Here is a 16,502-nt window from a genome sequence, read left to right as displayed (position 1 = left end):
TTTCATTCTCCTCTTAAATATGCTTTGACATCTTCCTCAATCGGATCATATAAATCCGGGGCAATGCCGATGTATTTGCATGCTTCATACAGAACCGGCACAACGTTCTCGTGGATACCGACACAGTGGTGGATGTACGGTCCTTCCACGATTTTTGCCTCCAGGCGTTTCAGGTTCTGTACCTCAACCCATACGTAGGTTCCCTTCGTATAAGGTCCCTCGACACCTTTTGCATTTCCAAGCAGCAGGGAGTACTCTCCGTTGTCTCCGTCGAAACGCGCCAGTGTCATTTCGCCTAATTTTGCCTGCGCCTCTACAGCGCCCGGATGGCTGAATGCCAGAGGATAACCGATCGTCGGTTTTTCCTGTGCAACAGAAATCGGCCACGGTCCGCAGTGCTGAAGCAGCTCGCCGTTCTCGTTGTCCGGGTGGCGCACCGTCCAGTCGGCAAAGAAGCTTCTCTTATCGTTTCTGCCGGCAGCCTCCACCATCAGAGCGGTAATGGCGCCATGGATATCGGTCTCACAGACAACCGGAATTCCCTCTTCGTTCAGCAGGGAGTTTGCCGCACACGGCATGATGCCGATCTCACCCTGCAGTGCGTTCCAGCACTGGATCGCGATAGCATTGCAGGAATATTTTGCAGCCAGATTCTTCATCGCAACCTTCAGAGCCGCTACATTTTCCAGCTCTTCCAGTTTGATCTTTACACACATATTAGTGTCGCAGTAAGCAACGACTTTTTCCACCTCGCTGCCCTCTGCTTTTACTTTTTTCATCTCCGCAGTCAGTTCCGGAAGCGGAATCGGGGAAAGCTGAATGTTGAATTTTTCCAGCAGCTCGCCCTCATTGCACATGGTGGACCAGAAATCGAACGGACGCGGTCCGATCTGAAGGATTCTGGTGTGGCGGAAGGTATCTACCACATTACATACAGCAAGGAAATCCTTGATGCCGCGCTCAAATTCCGGATCGGTCAGACGGCAGTTCGTCATATAGGTGAACGGAACACCAAAACGGCGCAGCACTTTTCCGGTTGCAAACAGGCCGCACTGGCTGTCGCGGAGACGCACACCGTTTTCATCCGGTCTCTCATCGCGCGGTCCCCAGAGGAGTACCGGAAGCCCCATTTCCTTTGCCAGTCTTGCACAGACATATTCCGTTCCGAAGTTTCCGTGCGGGAAGAAAATTCCCTTTACGTTTTCACGGCGGAATTTCTCCTGGATTTTCTCACGGTCCGCCTCATCGTAAAACAGACCCTCCTCATTGATGTCTGTGATATCGACAAATTCAACGCCGAGCTCTTTTAAACGCTCTCTCGTCAGGTTGGCGTATTTTACGGCATCCGGGGCACTGAAAATGCTTCTTCTCGTAGGTGCAAATCCGATCTTAATTGATTTCATATTCATTTCCTCCACTTAATTTTCTTTAAACTCTGCTAAATTATGTCTTGAATTTCTCTGTTCTTTATGGCTCTTATATTACTAAATTCTTTTGAACTTGTCAACATCTATTCAGCTTTATTAAATCTTTTTTAGTAATTTATACAAAAAAGAATGGCTGTTTTTATGCATTTCTTCATATTTCATTTTTTTACAGTTCAGAAGTTGACTTCTTTTTTAATTCATATTAAAATCAATGCATAAGTTTAATATTTTTCAGATAAATACTGAAATAAATTTCAACATCCCGCATGCACAAAACAAACGAAAGCACCATGCGGGCTGATTTTATCGAACAGGAGCTGAAATCTTATGAATATTTCTGCGAAAGAACTGGCAAAGCTGATCAACGTATCGCCTGCCACGGTTTCTATGGTTTTCAATAACAAACCCGGCATCAGCGATGCCACAAGAGAGCTGGTTTTAAAAACCGCAGCCGAGTATGGCTATGCGCCGAAAAAAACTGAAGCCTCCGGCGCTTCCTCCCGCATTATTCAGCTGGTCAATTATAAAAAGCACGGAAAGGTCGCTGCCGACACGCCGTTTTTCTCCCAGCTGACCGAAGGAATCTCCACCGAATGCACCCGCCAGGGCTGTGCGCTTCATATCTCCTATTTTTATGAGACCATGGATATTGACAGCCAGCTCGATGCACTCCGCGCTGTGGACTGTGAGGGCATTCTTCTTCTTGCAACCGAAATGGCTCCGTCCGATTTCCGCAAGTTCCGCGATTTTTCTGTTCCGATCGTTGTCGTGGACTGCTATTACGATGAGCTCGATTACGACTGCGTTCTGATCAACAACATCCAGGGGGCGTTCAACGCCACGAATTATCTGATTCAGTGCGGACACAAAAACGTGGGCTACTTTCACTCGAGCCTCGACATCAGCAACTTCTCCGAACGCGCCGACGGCTACTACAAAGCGCTCCGTGCAAACGGTATCAGCACCTCACATCCATATGTCCACCCGGTTTCCCCGACCTCAGACGAAGGCTACCGCGACATGCTGCGCCTTCTCGAGTCGAAAGCGCCGATCGCGGATGCTTACTTTGCCGATAATGACATCATCGCGGCGGCCGCCATGCGTGCACTGCGTGAAAACGGCTACCGCATCCCGGAGGATGTCTCTATCATCGGCTTTGATGACGTTCCGATGTGCGATATGATGGTTCCGCCACTTTCCACTATGAAGGTCAGAAAACGCGAGCTTGGAGCCACCGCTGTCCAGCGCCTGCTTGACCGCGTAGCCGATCCGAAACGCGAATGTCTGAAAATGTGCATGGCAACCAAGCTGGTGAAACGCCAGAGTGTTTCCAGACGTTAAAGCTTTTTGGATGAGGCTGTCGTCCAGCGCGTGTCTGAAAAATCATTTCCGCAAGCTGCAAGCCCCACTTTGTGGGAGATTTTGCCCTCATTCGGTTGCCGTAGCGGGTTTAAGCCGCCCTCATTCGGACAAAATCTCCCACCACCTGGAACTCGCAGCTTGCGAAAAGCCATTTTCAGACATGCTCTGTACGGCAGCCTCACCTTTTTTATTTTGAAAGGAGTTTTTTTCATGCAATCTGCAAATGACCTGAAACAGCTTTTATTCAGTATCAATCACAAAAGCTATCCCGCCTATAAATCTACCCGCGGTGCCTATCAATTTCCGCGCTACACACTCTCCATCGACCACGTGCAGGGCGATCCGTTCGCCGCTCCATCGCGCGTCAGCGTTCATGTGAATGGAAGATCTGCCGCTTTCCCGGCATCACTCTATGATACGTATGAAAAGCGCGTCGCCCTCCAGGATTACCTGCTGCGCCAGTTTGCGCGCACCATCGCACCGTATTCGTTCCGCGCAAAGGGCTCCGGCAAAAGTGGTCTGCTTGGGATAAGCCGCTGCGGGCAGGAAATTCTTGAGCGTACTGCCTGTGTTCTGAATCCTTCCGACGGCAGTCTTATCGTCAACATGGAAATCGGCTTTCCAGCCAACGGCCGCACCATCGCCTCGCAGGAGCTGATCCGCATTCTTTTCGACTTTCTGCCCGGCTGCGTAGAAAAATCGCTGTTCTACCGTGCTCTGGATCCAAAAGCATGTGCCAATGTCGCCTATCTCTGTGAGGACCAGCAGGCGATCCGCGCCGCATTAAAAGAAAAAGGACTCACTGCCTTCATCGCCGACGGCTCCATTCTCCCGCGCGAGACCGGTGTTTCCGATCTGCCGATGAAGCACGCCGTTCCGTTTATCTCACCGGAATCCCTGCGCATTACCCTTGATCTTCCGAACCGCGGACCTGTTTCCGGCATGGGAATTCCACTCGGTGTCACACTGATCGTAGGCGGAGGCTTCCACGGAAAATCCACCCTGCTGCAGGCGCTTGAGCGCGGCGTATACAACCACATCGCCGGGGACGGCCGTGAATATGTCATCACCGATGCAAGCGCCGGAAAGCTCCGCTCCGAGGACTCCAGAAGCATCAGCAACGTCGATATCTCCCTCTTCATCCACAATCTTCCCGGAAAGAGTGATACGACTTCATTCTCGACCGCCGATGCCAGCGGAAGCACCTCGCAGGCTGCCAACGTGATCGAGGGCATCGAATCCGGCACGAGCCTCTTTCTGATCGATGAGGATACGTCCGCCACCAACTTTATGGTGCGCGATGAGCTGATGCAGCGCGTCGTTGCCGACAGCGAGGAACCGATCACACCGTTTATCAGCCGCGTAAGGGATCTGTATGAGAAGCTCGGGATCTCGTCCATTCTTGTTGCCGGAAGCTCCGGTTCTTACTTCCACGTGGCAGACACTGTCATTCAGATGAAAGAATACGTTCCTTATGACATTACGGATCGCGCAAAAACCACAGCCGCAGAATTTCCGCCGTTTACTGCCTCCGTGCGCCCCTTTTCCGTTCCAGCCTTTCACCGCTGCCCGCAGCCGGGTAAAGGCCTGACGGGAAGTGACCGCACGAAAGTCAAAGTGATGGGACGAGAATCCATCCTCATCAACAAATCTCTGACGGATCTGCGCGCCGTGGAACAGCTCACGGACAGTGAACAGCTGAACGGGCTGGCTGCGCTTCTTTTAGAAGCAGCGGAGCACAAGATGGACGGTAAGAAAACACTGGTGCAGGTGGTGGATCTGCTGGAAAAACAGATGGATGAAAAAGGCCTTGCTTCTCTTCTCGCTCCTGGAAGACCCAGCGACCTGGCACGGCCGAGACGGCAGGAAATCTTTGCATGTCTGAACCGGTGCAGGGAACTGCGGTTCTGAGAAAATTTTTAGCAATTCAGAGCCATAAAAAATCTTCAGGCAAACCTTGTTCTTTTCAGAATCTATCGGTTTGGCTGAAGATCTTTTTTATCTTTTATTTTTCAATTATTTATTCCCCGCAGATCCGCAGAATCGCCTCCGCGAAGATCACAACGCATTCTTTCAGGCATTCGATTTCCACGAACTCGTCTGCTCCGTGCATACGGTTGTCGACTTCAAGGTCTGCGCATCCAAACGCAACGCCGTTTTTCAGATGATGCACATACGTTCCGCCGCCGATCGCAAATGGTTTGCCTGGTTTTCCAGTGACATCCGTGTAGCACTGCAGCAGGGTCTGGACAAACGGGCTGTCGGCCGGGACGTGGTGTGGTGGGAACATTCCGCTGCCTTCCATGGAGAAGCTGCCTTTTTTCATGTTCTGCCCGGCGGTATCGTACAGGCTTTCTTTTGTCGCGCAGATCGGGGCGCGGCAGTCGTAGGAACCGGTCAAGGTTTTACCGTCGTAGTTCATAAGGTCGAGGCTTAAGGTGAGCTCGCCGGACTCTTCATCTGACATGGCGACACCGAGGCCTGCGCCTTTGCCGTCGCCGTGCGGGTAAACTTTTGCAAGGAAACTGATGTCGTTTTTCAGTTCACTCTCTTCCATTCCAACAGATGCGAGAAGCTGCAGCAGTGCGGTCAGTGCGTTGTTACCCATTTCCGGGGTGGATGCGTGGGCGAAGGCACCGCAGGCGGTGATTTTTATATTGCCGTTTTCGGTGTCTTCCAGAACGAAGGAAACGCCGGTCTTCTGCTCAGTCTCGTCAGCGCAGGCTTTCAGGTCTTCTTTTGCCATGCCGGCAAGCTCTGCATATGCTTTGCCTGGTACAACGTTCAGTTTGGTGCCGGCCTGTAAGGATACGAGGCGCACGCCTGTCGTTCCGGCATCGGATGTTTTTTCGAAGTGGCCGCGCATGCCGCCTTTTTCAATGTTGATGACCGGGAATTCGGCATCCGGTGAGAAGGTGCATGGTGCTTCCACTTCTTTCTTATAATAATATTCGAGGTCAGAGCTTCCACACTCCTCGTCGGAACCGAGGACAAGACGGACATTTTTCTTTAATGGGTAACCGAGTTCTTTGACAGCGCGCATTGCGTAGATAGCTGCGATCGCCGGTCCTTTGTCGTCTGCGGTTCCGCGGCCGAACATTTTTCCTTCTTTGATGAGCGGGGTGAATGGATCGGTCTCCTGCCAGCCTTCGCCTGCCGGTACGACATCGAGATGGGCGAGAATATCAAGGCCCTTTTCTTCCTGATTAAAGTCAGCTGCAATCGCGTAGTTGTCGTAGTTGGTTACGGCAAAGCCGTATTTTTCCAGAATTTCGATTCCCTGCGCCAGTGCTTCTGCCGCCGGTGCGCCGAATGGTTTGCCTGGCTCTGCCGCCTGTTTTTCGCTTGGAATCCGGATCAGGCTTTTCAGGTCTTCGATCATCTCCGATTCATGGTTTTCGATATATGTTTTTAACTCTTCTTTTCGCATCGCAAGTTTTCTCCTTTTCTTTTCCGGCGCTCTTGCCGCTTTTCTCTATCATAACGCAGAAAGAGCAGAAAATCCACATTTTCTGCTCTTCCTTTCCAAACTTATAACACGGAATCTACCAGTAATTTGGTATACGGATGTTTCGGATGCCAGATCACTTCCTCCGGTGTTCCTTCTTCTACCATTTTTCCCTGCTTCATGACGAGAATCCGATCGCAGAAGGACTGTACCAGTGCCAGATTGTGACAGATAAATAAAATTGTCAGATGTTTTTCCTTCCGCAGCAGATCCAGAAGCTCCATGATCTGTTTCTGCACGGCGACATCCAGTGCAGACGTCGCCTCATCACAGATCAGAATCTGCGGCTCGATCGCCAGTGCTCTTGCAATCGCTGCACGCTGGCACTGACCGCCGCTTACCTCATGCGGATATCGTTTTGCAAACTCTTCCGGAAGACCGCACTGCTCCAGCAGCTGCCTTACCCTCTTCTCTGCTTCTTTCCGGGGAACTCCGGCATTTCTGAGACTTTCCCCGATCCCTTCCCCCAGCGTCCGGCGCGGGTCGAAAGAGCTGACCGGATCCTGAAAAACCATTTGAATTTTCCGGCAGACCTCTCGATTTTTTTTTCGTTTCGTATCTCCGATCTCTTGGCCGCACAGGGAAAGTACGCCGCCGTCCGGCTTTTCAAGACAGCACAAAAGTCTGGCCAGCGTACTTTTCCCGCTTCCGGATTCACCCACAATTCCAAGCGTCTGCCCCGGCATCATCTGAAAGGAAACATGATCTACCGCATAAAATTTTTCCTTTTTTCTGTCTTCAAACGTTTTGGTCAAATCGGAAACTTTCAAAATTGGTTCCATTTATTTCCTCCAAAGTCTGGGAACTGCCGCCAGCAGATTTTTGGTGTACTCCCGGCGCGGTTCCTTTAGCACCTGTTCTGCAGTACCATACTCTGCCACGCAGCCGTCTTTTAACACAAGCACGGTATCTGCCATGGCTGATACAACCCCGATATCATGTGTCACCAGAACGATTGCGGTTCCAAATACTTCCCGCAGATGGAGCATCTCCTCTGCCACCTGTTTCTGTACGGCCACATCCAATGCGCTTGTCGGTTCATCGGCCAGCAGAACCGGCGGCTCCATCAGCATGGCAAGGGCAATTCCCACTCTCTGCTTCATGCCTCCCGAAAGTTCAAACGGATAGCTTCTCCAGATTCTTTCCCCGTCTTCCAGGCCAATCTTTTCAAACAGCTGCAGTGCCTGCCTTTTCGCCTCTGCTTTCGTTATTTTTTTATGGACGGCCATGCTCTCCCGGATCTGCGCACCAATGGTACGTATGGGACTTAACGAAGCGCCCGCATCCTGGAATATCATGCCGATTCCTGCTCCGCAGATGGTCCGCAGCTGTTTTTCCGGCAGATCCGGTATGTCCTGCCCGCGGAAAAAAATATCTCCCCGGGTTACCATTCCGTCCCTTCCAAGTAAACCCATTGCAGCCTTCAGCAAGGTACTTTTTCCGCTTCCGGATTCGCCCACAATGCCAAGAATTTCTCCCGGATGAAGTTCGAAACTGACGTCATGTACCACGGTGTTTCCCCGAAAAGCGATATCGACATGCGAATAAGACAGCAGTTCTTCCATTCTTTCTCCTTTTTGCTCTTCCCACATATTATTCTGCCGGTTTCAGGTCTGCGGTAATCTCATAGAAATCGCAGGGATGCGCCGTCAGTCCGGTTATATCTGACCGTGAAATCATGCTCATTTTCAGATGTGAACAGAACACAAAAGCATGATTGTCCAGGATCGTCTGCTGCATCTGGACCGCCAGTTCTCCTCGTTTTTCTGTATCAAAGGTAACTGCCATTTCTTTTTCCAGCTCTTCCAGCCTGTCAGAATGGTAATGTCCGTTGTTGACCGCCGAACTGTCCAGACAGTGTGTCGTAAAGAAATACTCCGGATCTCCCGTCGGCGCCGTTACCATTGCACTTGCATAAACATCCCATGCCGTCGGATCTTTTCGCAGACTGTTATGATTTGCCGTGCTGTTGATGGACACATCGATTCCGATTTCTTTTAAGGTTGCCTGAGCCGATTCTGCAAGAAGCGGCAGTTCCTGACGGCTTGGATACGTCAGCCAGCGGATCGACAGTTTTTCTCCGTCTTTTTCCCGGATTCCATCTCCATCACGGTCCACCCATCCGGCATCCTCCAGCACTTTTTCGGCTCCCGCCGGATCATAGGATTCTGCCTGTACGGCATCTCCTCCAAAAGAGAAATTATCCGGATACGCACCGACTGCCGCATAACCGTTTCCATCCAGAAGCGTCTCAACAAACCCTTCTTTGTCGATTCCCATTGCAATTGCTTTCCGCACTGCCTCATCCTGGATGATCGGGCTTTCAAAGTTCATATGGGCAAAGAACGCACGGCTTGTGGCACAGCTCGAAAATGTGTAATCATCATTCTCAAACAGCGGGTAGCTTGCATACGGCATTCCATAGGCGCCATCAATCTCTCCGGACTGAAGTGCCATGGTAAGTGTGTCGCCGTCCGAGATGGTGCGAACCGTAATCTGATCAAATCCCGGTTCCCCATCCCAGTAGGTTTCATTTTTTTTAAGCTCCAGTTTTTCCCCGGATGTAAGAGATACGACTTGATACGGTCCGGTTCCTGTTACGATGCCATCCTCTGTAATGCCCGCCTGCATATCAATGATACATCCATACGGGTCGGAAAGATAGTTCAAAAGCGTCGGTTTTGGAACCTGCGTTTTGATTGTGACTGTCTGACCTTCTGCCGTAATGGAGTCAATCATCAGATCTCCTCTGGCACGCTCATGAACCTCGATCAGATGTTCCAGACATTCTTTTACTGCTTCTCCATCCATTTTTCGTCCGCTGGAAAACGAAACATCGTCCCGCAGTGTGATGATCCAGGTCAGATCATCCGGATTTTCATATTCGGTTGCCAGCCATGGCTCAATTTCCATGGCATCGGAATAATGAAACAGCGTTTCCCCAATTCCATATCGGATACAGGCCCAGCCGGCATAGGTATTATGCGGATTGACATCGGCTTCCTCATTTTCCGGGTTAAAAGTGGTATCACCAAATACAAATGTTTTTTCGCTGTTCTCTGTCTGCGTACTGTCCGCACTTTTCTGACTTCCACATCCGGCAAGCAGACTGCCGCTTAAACAGACTGCCGCTAAAAATGATATCGTTTTTTTCCAGTATTTTGTTTTCATGTTCCTCTCTCCCTTTCTTTATTGTTTCCGCCCATTGTGTGGATCCAGATAATCGCGCATGGCATCACCAAGCAGATTAAAAATAACAACCGCTGTAAAAATAGCAAGTCCCGGGCCAATTACAACCCATGGATACGTCTGCAGCATACTTCTTCCGCCGCTCATCATATTTCCAAGCTCCGCTGTAGGTGGCTGCGCGCCAAGTCCCAGGAATGACAGTCCGGCAAGCTCCATCATCATCGTTCCGATATCGAGCATCGATGTTACCAGAATCGGTCCGGCAATATTCGGCAGGATATGGCGCCAGATCATCTGCGCCGCAGTACATCCGGCAAGCTGGCTGGCCGCCATATAGTTTGTATTTTTTACCGTCAGCGTCTGGCTTCTTGCAATTCGGGCATACTTCGGCCAGCTGATTAACGCCAGCGCCAGAACTGCATTACTGATTCCTCCATTTAAAAGAGCTGCGATTGCCATTGCAAAAACCAGTCCGGGAAACGCAAGACAAATATCGGAAATCCGCATAATAACGGTGTCTGCAATTCCGCCGAAATATCCGCAGATCAGCCCCAGAATACTTCCCGTCACGGTAACGACAACCACCAGAATCAGTGTAGAAGTAACACTGGTTTTTAAACCCACCAGAATTCTGGACAGCATATCCCGCCCGAACCGATCTGTTCCGGCAAGATGTCCCGCTCCCGGCGGCAGTAACGCAGCCCCTGTATCCTGCGCATTGGGATCATAGGGACAGATCTGCTCCGCAAAAACAACTGTCAGCAAAAGCAGTGCCGTCAGAAACACAAAAAAACACAAACGTTTTTTGGTCCGGTCCGGCTGAATTTTCTGTCTGCGCACGGTAATGGTCTTTTCTTTTTTCATCCTTCCATTCCTCCCAGGCGAATTCTCGGATCCAGAAAACGATACGCCAAATCCGTAAGCAGGTTAACCCCGACATAAATGATCGCCATCCACATCACATATGCCTGGATCATCGGATAATCACGCATACTGATAGCATCCACCGCAAGTTTTCCAACTCCGTCCCACAGAAAAATAGATTCTACAATCGCTGTTCCTCCAAGAAGGCTTCCGATGGACAGCGTAAGCAGAGTAAGAATCGTCACAAGCGAAGCGCGGAGCACGCTCTTTACCAGCGTGGTCGAAAATGGAATACCTCTTGCTTTTGCGCCGGTTACATAACTTTGCCCCAGCTCATCCAGAACAGTTGCCCTTACCTGCCGCAGATACTTGGCAGACATGGCGATCGCAAGGGTCAGTGCAGGCAGTGCCACGCTTTGCAGACTGACTCCGTCCGAAATAACCGGAAACCACTTCAGGCGAATCGCAAAGAACAGCATCAAAAGCAGTGCCACGAAAAAATTGGGCATGCTGTTTCCCAGAAAGCTGCAGAACCGAATCAGGTAGTCAATCATCCGATTCTGTTTTACCGCCGCAAGCACGCCAAGCGGGATGGAAATGACAATCGTCAGTCCAATCGAAACGACGGTCAGAAGCAGGGTCGCCGGAAGTTTTGCCAGAAAGGTATCAAAAATATCTTCTCCTGAGATATAGCTTACGCCCATGTCCCCATGCAGCAGATTTTTCAGCCATACAACGTACTGCACCAGAAACGGCTTGTCCAGTCCAAGCTCCTTTTGTGCCTGTTCGATCACATCCTGTGACATAACCATGCCGGTATTTTCCATCTTCTGAAGTACCGCATCGCTTCCTGCCAGCCGCATCATTCCAAAAGACAAAAAGGTAATCACAAAGAGAATCGGTATCAGCTGAAGAAGCCTTTTCATCACATAGTTACGCATCTTTTTTTACTCCTTCAACCAGGAACATCGGGGTGGAAGCATTATTGATCCGTTCTTCTTTTGTCCAGACCGCTTTCCAGATTTCGGGATCGGCTTTGGCTTCCATGCCCGCCACCCGCAATACGGTAAGATCCCATTCCGGTCTCTGTTTTTCTGACAGCAGTGTCTGCCGTGCAATTGCCTCCATTGCTGCCACATCGGTTCTTCCGGTCCAGTAATGAATATTTTCTTCCTCAAAGTTTTGAAACTGTTTCATATCCTTTTCCTCCGCAAATCATTTCTTTCCGGTATGAAAACCTTCATTTTTTTACTGCACAGATCGAAAACATCGGTGCAGGATTGTAAAATTCATCTTTTTCCAGATAAATCCGTTTTCCAAGATCCGGATCAATGTGAATTTCCCCTCTGGTATTCTCACACAGAACGGCCACATCATATGCCGGCCGGTTTTTCCGGCTGATTGGAAGCTGTGCTTTGATCCGTTCGCACTCTTCAAGCATTTCATTTCCAACTTTAAAATGGGCGTGCTGTTCCGGCAGATCTTTCGTGTCAGAAGCATCGTCTTTTCCGTAATTGGCGTCGAAGTTCAGCAGGATACCGCCCGTTTTCAGCACACGCATCCATTCGCTGTAGGCATGCTCCGCATTCGGCAGGGTCCATGTCAGATTTCGGGAAATGACAACATCAAACGTTTCATCCGCAAATATCGGTTTTTCCGCGTCCATAACCTGGAACCGGCAGTCGGCGTTTTCCTCCTCGGCAAGCTGGATGGCATTCTCAATCATCTCCGGTGTCAGGTCGATGCCGAAGACCTCGTGGCCCTCTTTTGCCAGCAGGATCGAGAAAAATCCGGCTCCGCAGCCGACATCAAGGATTTTTAACCGTCTCTTTTCCGGAATCTGTTTTTCGATCTCTTTCATCCAGCGCTTCGCAATCGGGTTGGCAAGCTCCGCGCGTCTCTGCTCCAAAAAGCTCTCACTCCGCTTTTCCCAGTAATGGACAATCTGTTCTTTGCGGTCGTCATATTCCGGCTCGCGCACGATCCGTCCGTAGGCAACAACAGATCCTCCCTCGATTACCTGCAGGCTGCCCGTCTGGTACAGCACAACACCGGTGTATTCGGCGCGGCATGTCTCCCGGAGTTTTCCATTATAATCACGGATGGTTCCAAGCAGTGCACCCTTCGCAACCATGTCTCCCGGTTTCGCCGCCGGATACCACAGGCCGCTTTCCGAAGCCGCCTGATAGCGGACATCCGTCACTTCCATCGGCACGTAGTTCCGCACATCGCGGCGGATCTGATACATCCCGAGGCTGCTTAGGATATTGCGCACATCGCGCTTGTCCGAATTGACTTCCTCGGATGTCCATGCGCCCATGCCGCCGCGCTCCAGGAGAATACTTGCAATTCCTCTGGATGCCGCATAGTTGTAAGCTCCGCCCGATGATACCATGGAGCGCACCATGTACGGTACATCCACCTGCTCCGCCATTTTCCGCGAAGTCTCCATCACTTCCTGCGCCGCTTTTCCGGCGTAATAGACGTACGGCGTCAGATCCTCAAAATCGTCGCCGCTGTGGAGGTCGATATAGTAATCTACTTTCGGGAAAACTTCCTTTGTCATCGCCCACGCCAGCCGCTCCATCTCGGTTCCGTTTGGATTGCCCGGAAATACACGGTTCAGGTTTTTGCCATCGGAAAGTCCGAGACTGCCCGCACGGTTTTCAAAAGCAGGACGGTTTAAGACCTTTAAAATCACGATCGTTCCAACCGTTTTTTCCGGCTGAAGCTCCGCTCCCAGTTCCACACACGCCTGAATGCCGACGTATTCCCCGGAATGAACGCCGCCGGTGATCAGCATTGTTTTTCCCGGAAGTTTTCCACAGATAATCGTTCCCGGAAGCACGATATCCCCATTCGCAAAGGAGATATCCCCCTGATATTTTTCGCCGCGGCGGACAGTCACATCACCAAGCTGGAAGGGCTGCTCTGCGCTTTTTTCCGCACGCACCAGAAACATCGGTGTCGATGCATAGTTCAGTCTCTCTTCCTCGCTCCAGACGCGCTTCCAGATTTCGGAATCGGTCTGGATGGAACAGACGCCGAGGGATTCGAGCACCTTCGTATCCCACGCCGGCCGTTCCATCGCAGAGAGCGGCACCTGGCGCGCAATGTTTTCCATGCGGTCAATGTCCGTGCACAGATAATGGTCGTCGAGCTGCTGCTCTTCCACTTTCTTCCGGTCTGCCTCGTACGCTTCTTTTTTCTCCTCGTCATAGAGATAACCGTACCAGTTCGCATCAAAATTGAGCAACACGCCGCCCGGTTTCAGGACACGCATCCACTCTTGGTATGCCTGCTCCGGCTTTTCCAGATTCCAGGTCAGATTTCTGGAAATGACAACATCAAAGGTCTCATCCGCAAACTCCAGATTCTGTGCATCCATCCGCTGCAGCGTCACGCGCTCCAGACCGTATTTCGTATATTTTCCCAGATTCTCTTTCGCCTTTTCCAGCATCTCCTCCGTGTAGTCAACAGCCGTCACCGTATAACCTGCCTCCGACAAAATCATCGGGAAGAATCCCGGGCCGGTTCCGATATCGAGAATCTTCATCTCTTCTTTCTTTTTCTCTGGAAACTGCTCCTCTAATACATGCAGCCACGCTTCTCTCTGGCTTCCCGCCAGTTCTTTTTCATTGACCTCAGAATACCCCTCCGCACGGGTTCCCCAGTAGGAGGCAATTTCCTGTAATAATTCCTGTTCCATATCTTCCGCTTCTTTCTTCTTTTTCTTAACTTTCCCGGCGCGGCCGTTTTCCAACCGCTCAAATATCCCTTTACTCTACCAAAAATCGGCCTTTTTCACAAGCCCCCACGGGGGATATTCTTAACGCCGGCGCAGGGTATTCAGGTGATCGGCAGCGCGGATCTGATTATCTGCGGACGTCAGACAACCGACGGCGATACCGCGCAGGTCGGCCCTTCGATTGCGGAACATCTGATGATCCCGCATGCCGCCTGGGTCGCAGAGGTTACCGATGTCACGGATCATTCCATCACCGTCCGTCAGGATCTTGTGAGTGTTTCCCAGGTTTCCGAACTCCCTTATTCGTGCCTGATTACCATCGAGTTTCGCGAGCGCGAGCTGATCGACATTTTGTTTCCGGATATTTTTAAAGGAGAACCGTCATTCACTCGGTTCTCCTTTATATTGCCAGAATACCATCAGCTTTCTTGTCGCCGTATCCTCGCTGTATGTATATTTTACGGACCCGAGCCCGTAATAGCTGCAAAGATAGCCGGAAGCCTTATCGAGAAGCTCCGGTCGGGCTTCCATGACCTGTGCCATCAAATCATCGGTGGCAAATTTAAATTCGGAATACTCTTTTGTCTCTTCAATATCCGTCTCCATTTCCCACAGAATCTGCGTCGCATCAAATGTATCCATGTACCGGCCGATCTGGCGGTAATACTCGAGGTCATCTGCATTGCACGCCGGGAGCGGCAGATTCGCATCCGCCTGATGCGTGTCCGAAAATTCCGCATCGGAAACGCAGAGAAAATCGTAGTAGATCAGGTCGTCCGGCAGATTGTACTCGCCGCTCTCGCCCTCTGCGAATACCGGATCGCCCCAGGTTACATCGACGTTGTAATAATTGTCTCCGCACTTTACGATATTCCAGCCGTGCGCCTCGCCGGTGTCTGTCGTTCCCGTCACATAAATGACCGGGATGTCCAGGCGGTTCATCAGATACTGGAACGTTCTGGCATAGCCTGCGCAGACCGTCTGTCCGTTCACAAGTCCGCTGTAGAGTGTCTGATTCTCCGGCGCATCTTTCACATAATCAATCTGCCGGATACATTTTTCAAAGACAGCCTTAATCTTCCCATAGTCATCCATCGAACGGTCGATATCACTTAAGAAATCATTTCCCGCCCCTTTGACCTGGGTCTGGCGGCCTGTGATCTCCTCCGCAAAAATCGTGTATTCTGGAACTACCTCACAGTAGTTTTTCGGCTCACCGTATCCCGTGACATGTGATGCTCCGTTGATCCAGCAGTACTCCGGGTAATCCATATAGACCCATCCGTAAACCTCCGCCGTCACATCGGGATCGCCGCCTTTTGTGATGATGGTTTCCTGGTGTTCCGCGATTCCCTGCACCAGTTCGCGGTAAATCATCTGTCTGTTTTCATCGAGCTGGCTGTAATAATACCGCTTCGCCAGCTCCTCCTCATCTGTATTTTCCGCCTGAAACTGTGTTGCGCCATTTTCTGACAGACCATTGTTTTCGTCTGCCGTCTGTGAAGCAGTGCTGCTGTCCGCTCCGCTTCCGTTCTGCGCGGGATCGCTCTCATCAAATTCTCCGAATACCAGATAAGCCGCCAGCAGGGCAAGCATAAGCGAAAGCAGCGCCCGCAGCGGTCTCTTCCGTCTTCGTCTGTGTCTTCTCTTTGCCATTCTTCTTTTCTCCCAGATACGTTAAAACGCCGTCACACAGTGCATCCGCCACCTTTTTCTGGTACTCCTTTGTGTTCAGGAGCGCTTCCTCCTCCGGATTTGAGAGGAATCCGCACTCGCAGATCACCAGCACTGCGTCTGTCTTCTTCAGCATGTAATACGTTTTGTTTCCCTTGGCTTTCCTGTGATTCGCCGGATCGAGCCCCGCGACCAGTGCAGCCTGCATGCAGAGCGCCAGTTTTTCGCCTTCTTTTGAATCCGTATAATAAAACACCTGCGCCCCTTTGACCGCCGCATCCGGGTAGCTGTTCTGGTGAATGCTGATCACACAGTCCGGCTTTTTTTTATGAATCAGCTGCACGCGCCGCTGCAGATCCTGCACTTTCGCATTCACGGCTCCCGGATCGGAGAGATCATCCTCCCCTTCCCGCGTCATCACCACAAGGATTCCCTGCTTTTCCAGCTTCTTTTTCAGCAGACGGGCAATCGCAAGGTTGATGTCCTTTTCTTTGACACCGTTTGCCCCGATTTTGCCGGGATCGTCGCCGCCGTGGCCGCTGTCCAACACCACTACTTTTGTGGCTGCCTTCTGTGCTGCCACCAGCCGTGCGCCCTCGCGGGACAGAACATACGCCGCCGAAAGCAGAATCACCGCCATCAGCCATTCCAGTTTTTTCCCTTTTTCCAAATGAAAAGCCCCCTGCTGCAAATTTCCTTTCTTGGTCATTTTATGCAGCAGCGGGGCAGG

The 16,502-nt window shown here is 51.0% G+C and carries 14 protein-coding genes and 2 pseudogenes; 5 read left to right on the top strand and 11 right to left on the bottom strand.

Annotated features, from left to right (window positions below):
• Positions 1–2: 2 nt before the first annotated feature.
• Entirely contained in the window at positions 3–1,403 is a 1,401-nt protein-coding gene (locus DW769_RS04830; protein ID WP_118750036.1) for an L-fucose/L-arabinose isomerase family protein, read from the bottom strand.
• A 351-nt stretch (positions 1,404–1,754) separates the two neighbouring features.
• Between DW769_RS04830 and DW769_RS04825 the strand changes: the two genes are divergently transcribed.
• The 4 genes and pseudogenes from DW769_RS04825 (at position 1,755) to DW769_RS04820 (ending at position 4,700) form a co-directional block, all read left to right on the top strand.
• Positions 1,755–2,768 carry a LacI family DNA-binding transcriptional regulator gene (locus DW769_RS04825; RefSeq protein ID WP_118700031.1) on the top strand — a complete coding sequence of 338 codons (1,014 nt, stop codon included), beginning with the start codon at positions 1,755–1,757 and terminating at the stop codon, positions 2,766–2,768.
• A 10-nt stretch (positions 2,769–2,778) separates the two neighbouring features.
• Positions 2,779–2,868 (top strand): annotated as a pseudogene (locus DW769_RS17390) (DUF6783 domain-containing protein); the annotation flags it as partial.
• A 22-nt stretch (positions 2,869–2,890) separates the two neighbouring features.
• Positions 2,891–3,016, top strand: a complete 126-nt coding sequence (locus DW769_RS17385; RefSeq protein WP_416822207.1) for a DUF6783 domain-containing protein — start codon at positions 2,891–2,893, stop codon at positions 3,014–3,016.
• Complete coding sequence (locus DW769_RS04820; protein ID WP_118750035.1) at positions 3,000–4,700, top strand: ABC-ATPase domain-containing protein; 1,701 nt, start codon at positions 3,000–3,002, stop codon at positions 4,698–4,700. Before DW769_RS17385 ends, DW769_RS04820 begins: the two co-directional genes overlap by 17 nt.
• A 109-nt stretch (positions 4,701–4,809) precedes the next feature.
• On the opposite strand, the gene DW769_RS04815 is transcribed toward DW769_RS04820, so the two are convergent.
• The 8 genes from DW769_RS04815 to DW769_RS04780 all read right to left on the bottom strand — a co-directional run bounded on the left by DW769_RS04815 (position 4,810) and on the right by DW769_RS04780 (position 14,059).
• Positions 4,810–6,219 carry a Sapep family Mn(2+)-dependent dipeptidase gene (locus DW769_RS04815; RefSeq protein WP_118750034.1) on the bottom strand — a complete coding sequence of 470 codons (1,410 nt, stop codon included), beginning with the start codon at positions 6,217–6,219 and terminating at the stop codon, positions 4,810–4,812.
• A 101-nt stretch (positions 6,220–6,320) separates the two neighbouring features.
• The gene (locus tag DW769_RS04810; protein ID WP_117802335.1) at positions 6,321–7,079 is read right to left on the bottom strand and encodes an ABC transporter ATP-binding protein; all 759 of its coding nucleotides are present in this window, start codon (positions 7,077–7,079) and stop codon (positions 6,321–6,323) included.
• Positions 7,080–7,862 carry an ABC transporter ATP-binding protein gene (locus DW769_RS04805; protein WP_117802393.1) on the bottom strand — a complete coding sequence of 261 codons (783 nt, stop codon included), beginning with the start codon at positions 7,860–7,862 and terminating at the stop codon, positions 7,080–7,082.
• A gap of 28 nt (positions 7,863–7,890) precedes the next feature.
• Positions 7,891–9,468, bottom strand: coding sequence for an ABC transporter substrate-binding protein (locus DW769_RS04800; protein ID WP_118750033.1), 1,578 nt, complete (start codon positions 9,466–9,468; stop codon positions 7,891–7,893).
• Positions 9,469–9,486: 18 nt separating this feature from the next.
• Entirely contained in the window at positions 9,487–10,350 is an 864-nt protein-coding gene (locus DW769_RS04795) for an ABC transporter permease (protein ID WP_118594801.1), read from the bottom strand.
• Positions 10,347–11,291, bottom strand: coding sequence for a nickel ABC transporter permease (gene nikB, locus DW769_RS04790; RefSeq protein WP_118750032.1), 945 nt, complete (start codon positions 11,289–11,291; stop codon positions 10,347–10,349). Before nikB ends, DW769_RS04795 begins: the two co-directional genes overlap by 4 nt.
• The gene (locus DW769_RS04785; protein ID WP_118594800.1) at positions 11,284–11,547 is read right to left on the bottom strand and encodes a hypothetical protein; all 264 of its coding nucleotides are present in this window, start codon (positions 11,545–11,547) and stop codon (positions 11,284–11,286) included. Before DW769_RS04785 ends, nikB begins: the two co-directional genes overlap by 8 nt.
• Positions 11,548–11,590: 43 nt before the next feature.
• Positions 11,591–14,059, bottom strand: a complete 2,469-nt coding sequence (locus DW769_RS04780) for a methyltransferase domain-containing protein (RefSeq protein WP_118750073.1) — start codon at positions 14,057–14,059, stop codon at positions 11,591–11,593.
• A gap of 144 nt (positions 14,060–14,203) precedes the next feature.
• Between DW769_RS04780 and DW769_RS17380 the strand changes: the two are divergent.
• Positions 14,204–14,359 (top strand): annotated as a pseudogene (locus tag DW769_RS17380) (electron transfer flavoprotein subunit beta); the annotation flags it as partial.
• A gap of 120 nt (positions 14,360–14,479) precedes the next feature.
• Here DW769_RS17380 and DW769_RS04770 read toward each other — a convergent pair.
• Complete coding sequence (locus tag DW769_RS04770; protein ID WP_082424953.1) at positions 14,480–15,754, bottom strand: transglutaminase domain-containing protein; 1,275 nt, start codon at positions 15,752–15,754, stop codon at positions 14,480–14,482.
• The gene (locus DW769_RS04765; protein ID WP_070103232.1) at positions 15,651–16,442 is read right to left on the bottom strand and encodes an N-acetylmuramoyl-L-alanine amidase; all 792 of its coding nucleotides are present in this window, start codon (positions 16,440–16,442) and stop codon (positions 15,651–15,653) included. Before DW769_RS04765 ends, DW769_RS04770 begins: the two co-directional genes overlap by 104 nt.
• Positions 16,443–16,502 lie beyond the last annotated feature (60 nt).

Origin of the sequence: Blautia sp. AM29-29 (assembly GCF_003480555.1) — a bacterium.
GTDB classification, from domain to species: domain Bacteria; phylum Bacillota; class Clostridia; order Lachnospirales; family Lachnospiraceae; genus Fusicatenibacter; species Fusicatenibacter saccharivorans.
This window is presented reverse-complemented; position numbering and strand designations above follow the sequence as displayed.

What these genes read in the sequence shown, in the direction of transcription:
- DW769_RS04830 (WP_118750036.1), bottom strand. Translation starts at nt 1,403, where the DNA reads ATGAAATCAATTAAGATCGGATTTGCACCTACGAGAAGAAGCATTTTC.
- DW769_RS04825 (WP_118700031.1), top strand. Translation starts at nt 1,755, where the DNA reads ATGAATATTTCTGCGAAAGAACTGGCAAAGCTGATCAACGTATCGCCT.
- DW769_RS04820 (WP_118750035.1), top strand. Translation starts at nt 3,000, where the DNA reads ATGCAATCTGCAAATGACCTGAAACAGCTTTTATTCAGTATCAATCAC.
- DW769_RS04815 (WP_118750034.1), bottom strand. Translation starts at nt 6,219, where the DNA reads ATGCGAAAAGAAGAGTTAAAAACATATATCGAAAACCATGAATCGGAG.
- DW769_RS04810 (WP_117802335.1), bottom strand. Translation starts at nt 7,079, where the DNA reads ATGGAACCAATTTTGAAAGTTTCCGATTTGACCAAAACGTTTGAAGAC.
- DW769_RS04805 (WP_117802393.1), bottom strand. Translation starts at nt 7,862, where the DNA reads ATGGAAGAACTGCTGTCTTATTCGCATGTCGATATCGCTTTTCGGGGA.
- DW769_RS04800 (WP_118750033.1), bottom strand. Translation starts at nt 9,468, where the DNA reads ATGAAAACAAAATACTGGAAAAAAACGATATCATTTTTAGCGGCAGTC.
- DW769_RS04795 (WP_118594801.1), bottom strand. Translation starts at nt 10,350, where the DNA reads ATGAAAAAAGAAAAGACCATTACCGTGCGCAGACAGAAAATTCAGCCG.
- nikB (WP_118750032.1), bottom strand. Translation starts at nt 11,291, where the DNA reads ATGCGTAACTATGTGATGAAAAGGCTTCTTCAGCTGATACCGATTCTC.
- DW769_RS04785 (WP_118594800.1), bottom strand. Translation starts at nt 11,547, where the DNA reads ATGAAACAGTTTCAAAACTTTGAGGAAGAAAATATTCATTACTGGACC.
- DW769_RS04780 (WP_118750073.1), bottom strand. Translation starts at nt 14,059, where the DNA reads ATGGAACAGGAATTATTACAGGAAATTGCCTCCTACTGGGGAACCCGT.
- DW769_RS04770 (WP_082424953.1), bottom strand. Translation starts at nt 15,754, where the DNA reads ATGGCAAAGAGAAGACACAGACGAAGACGGAAGAGACCGCTGCGGGCG.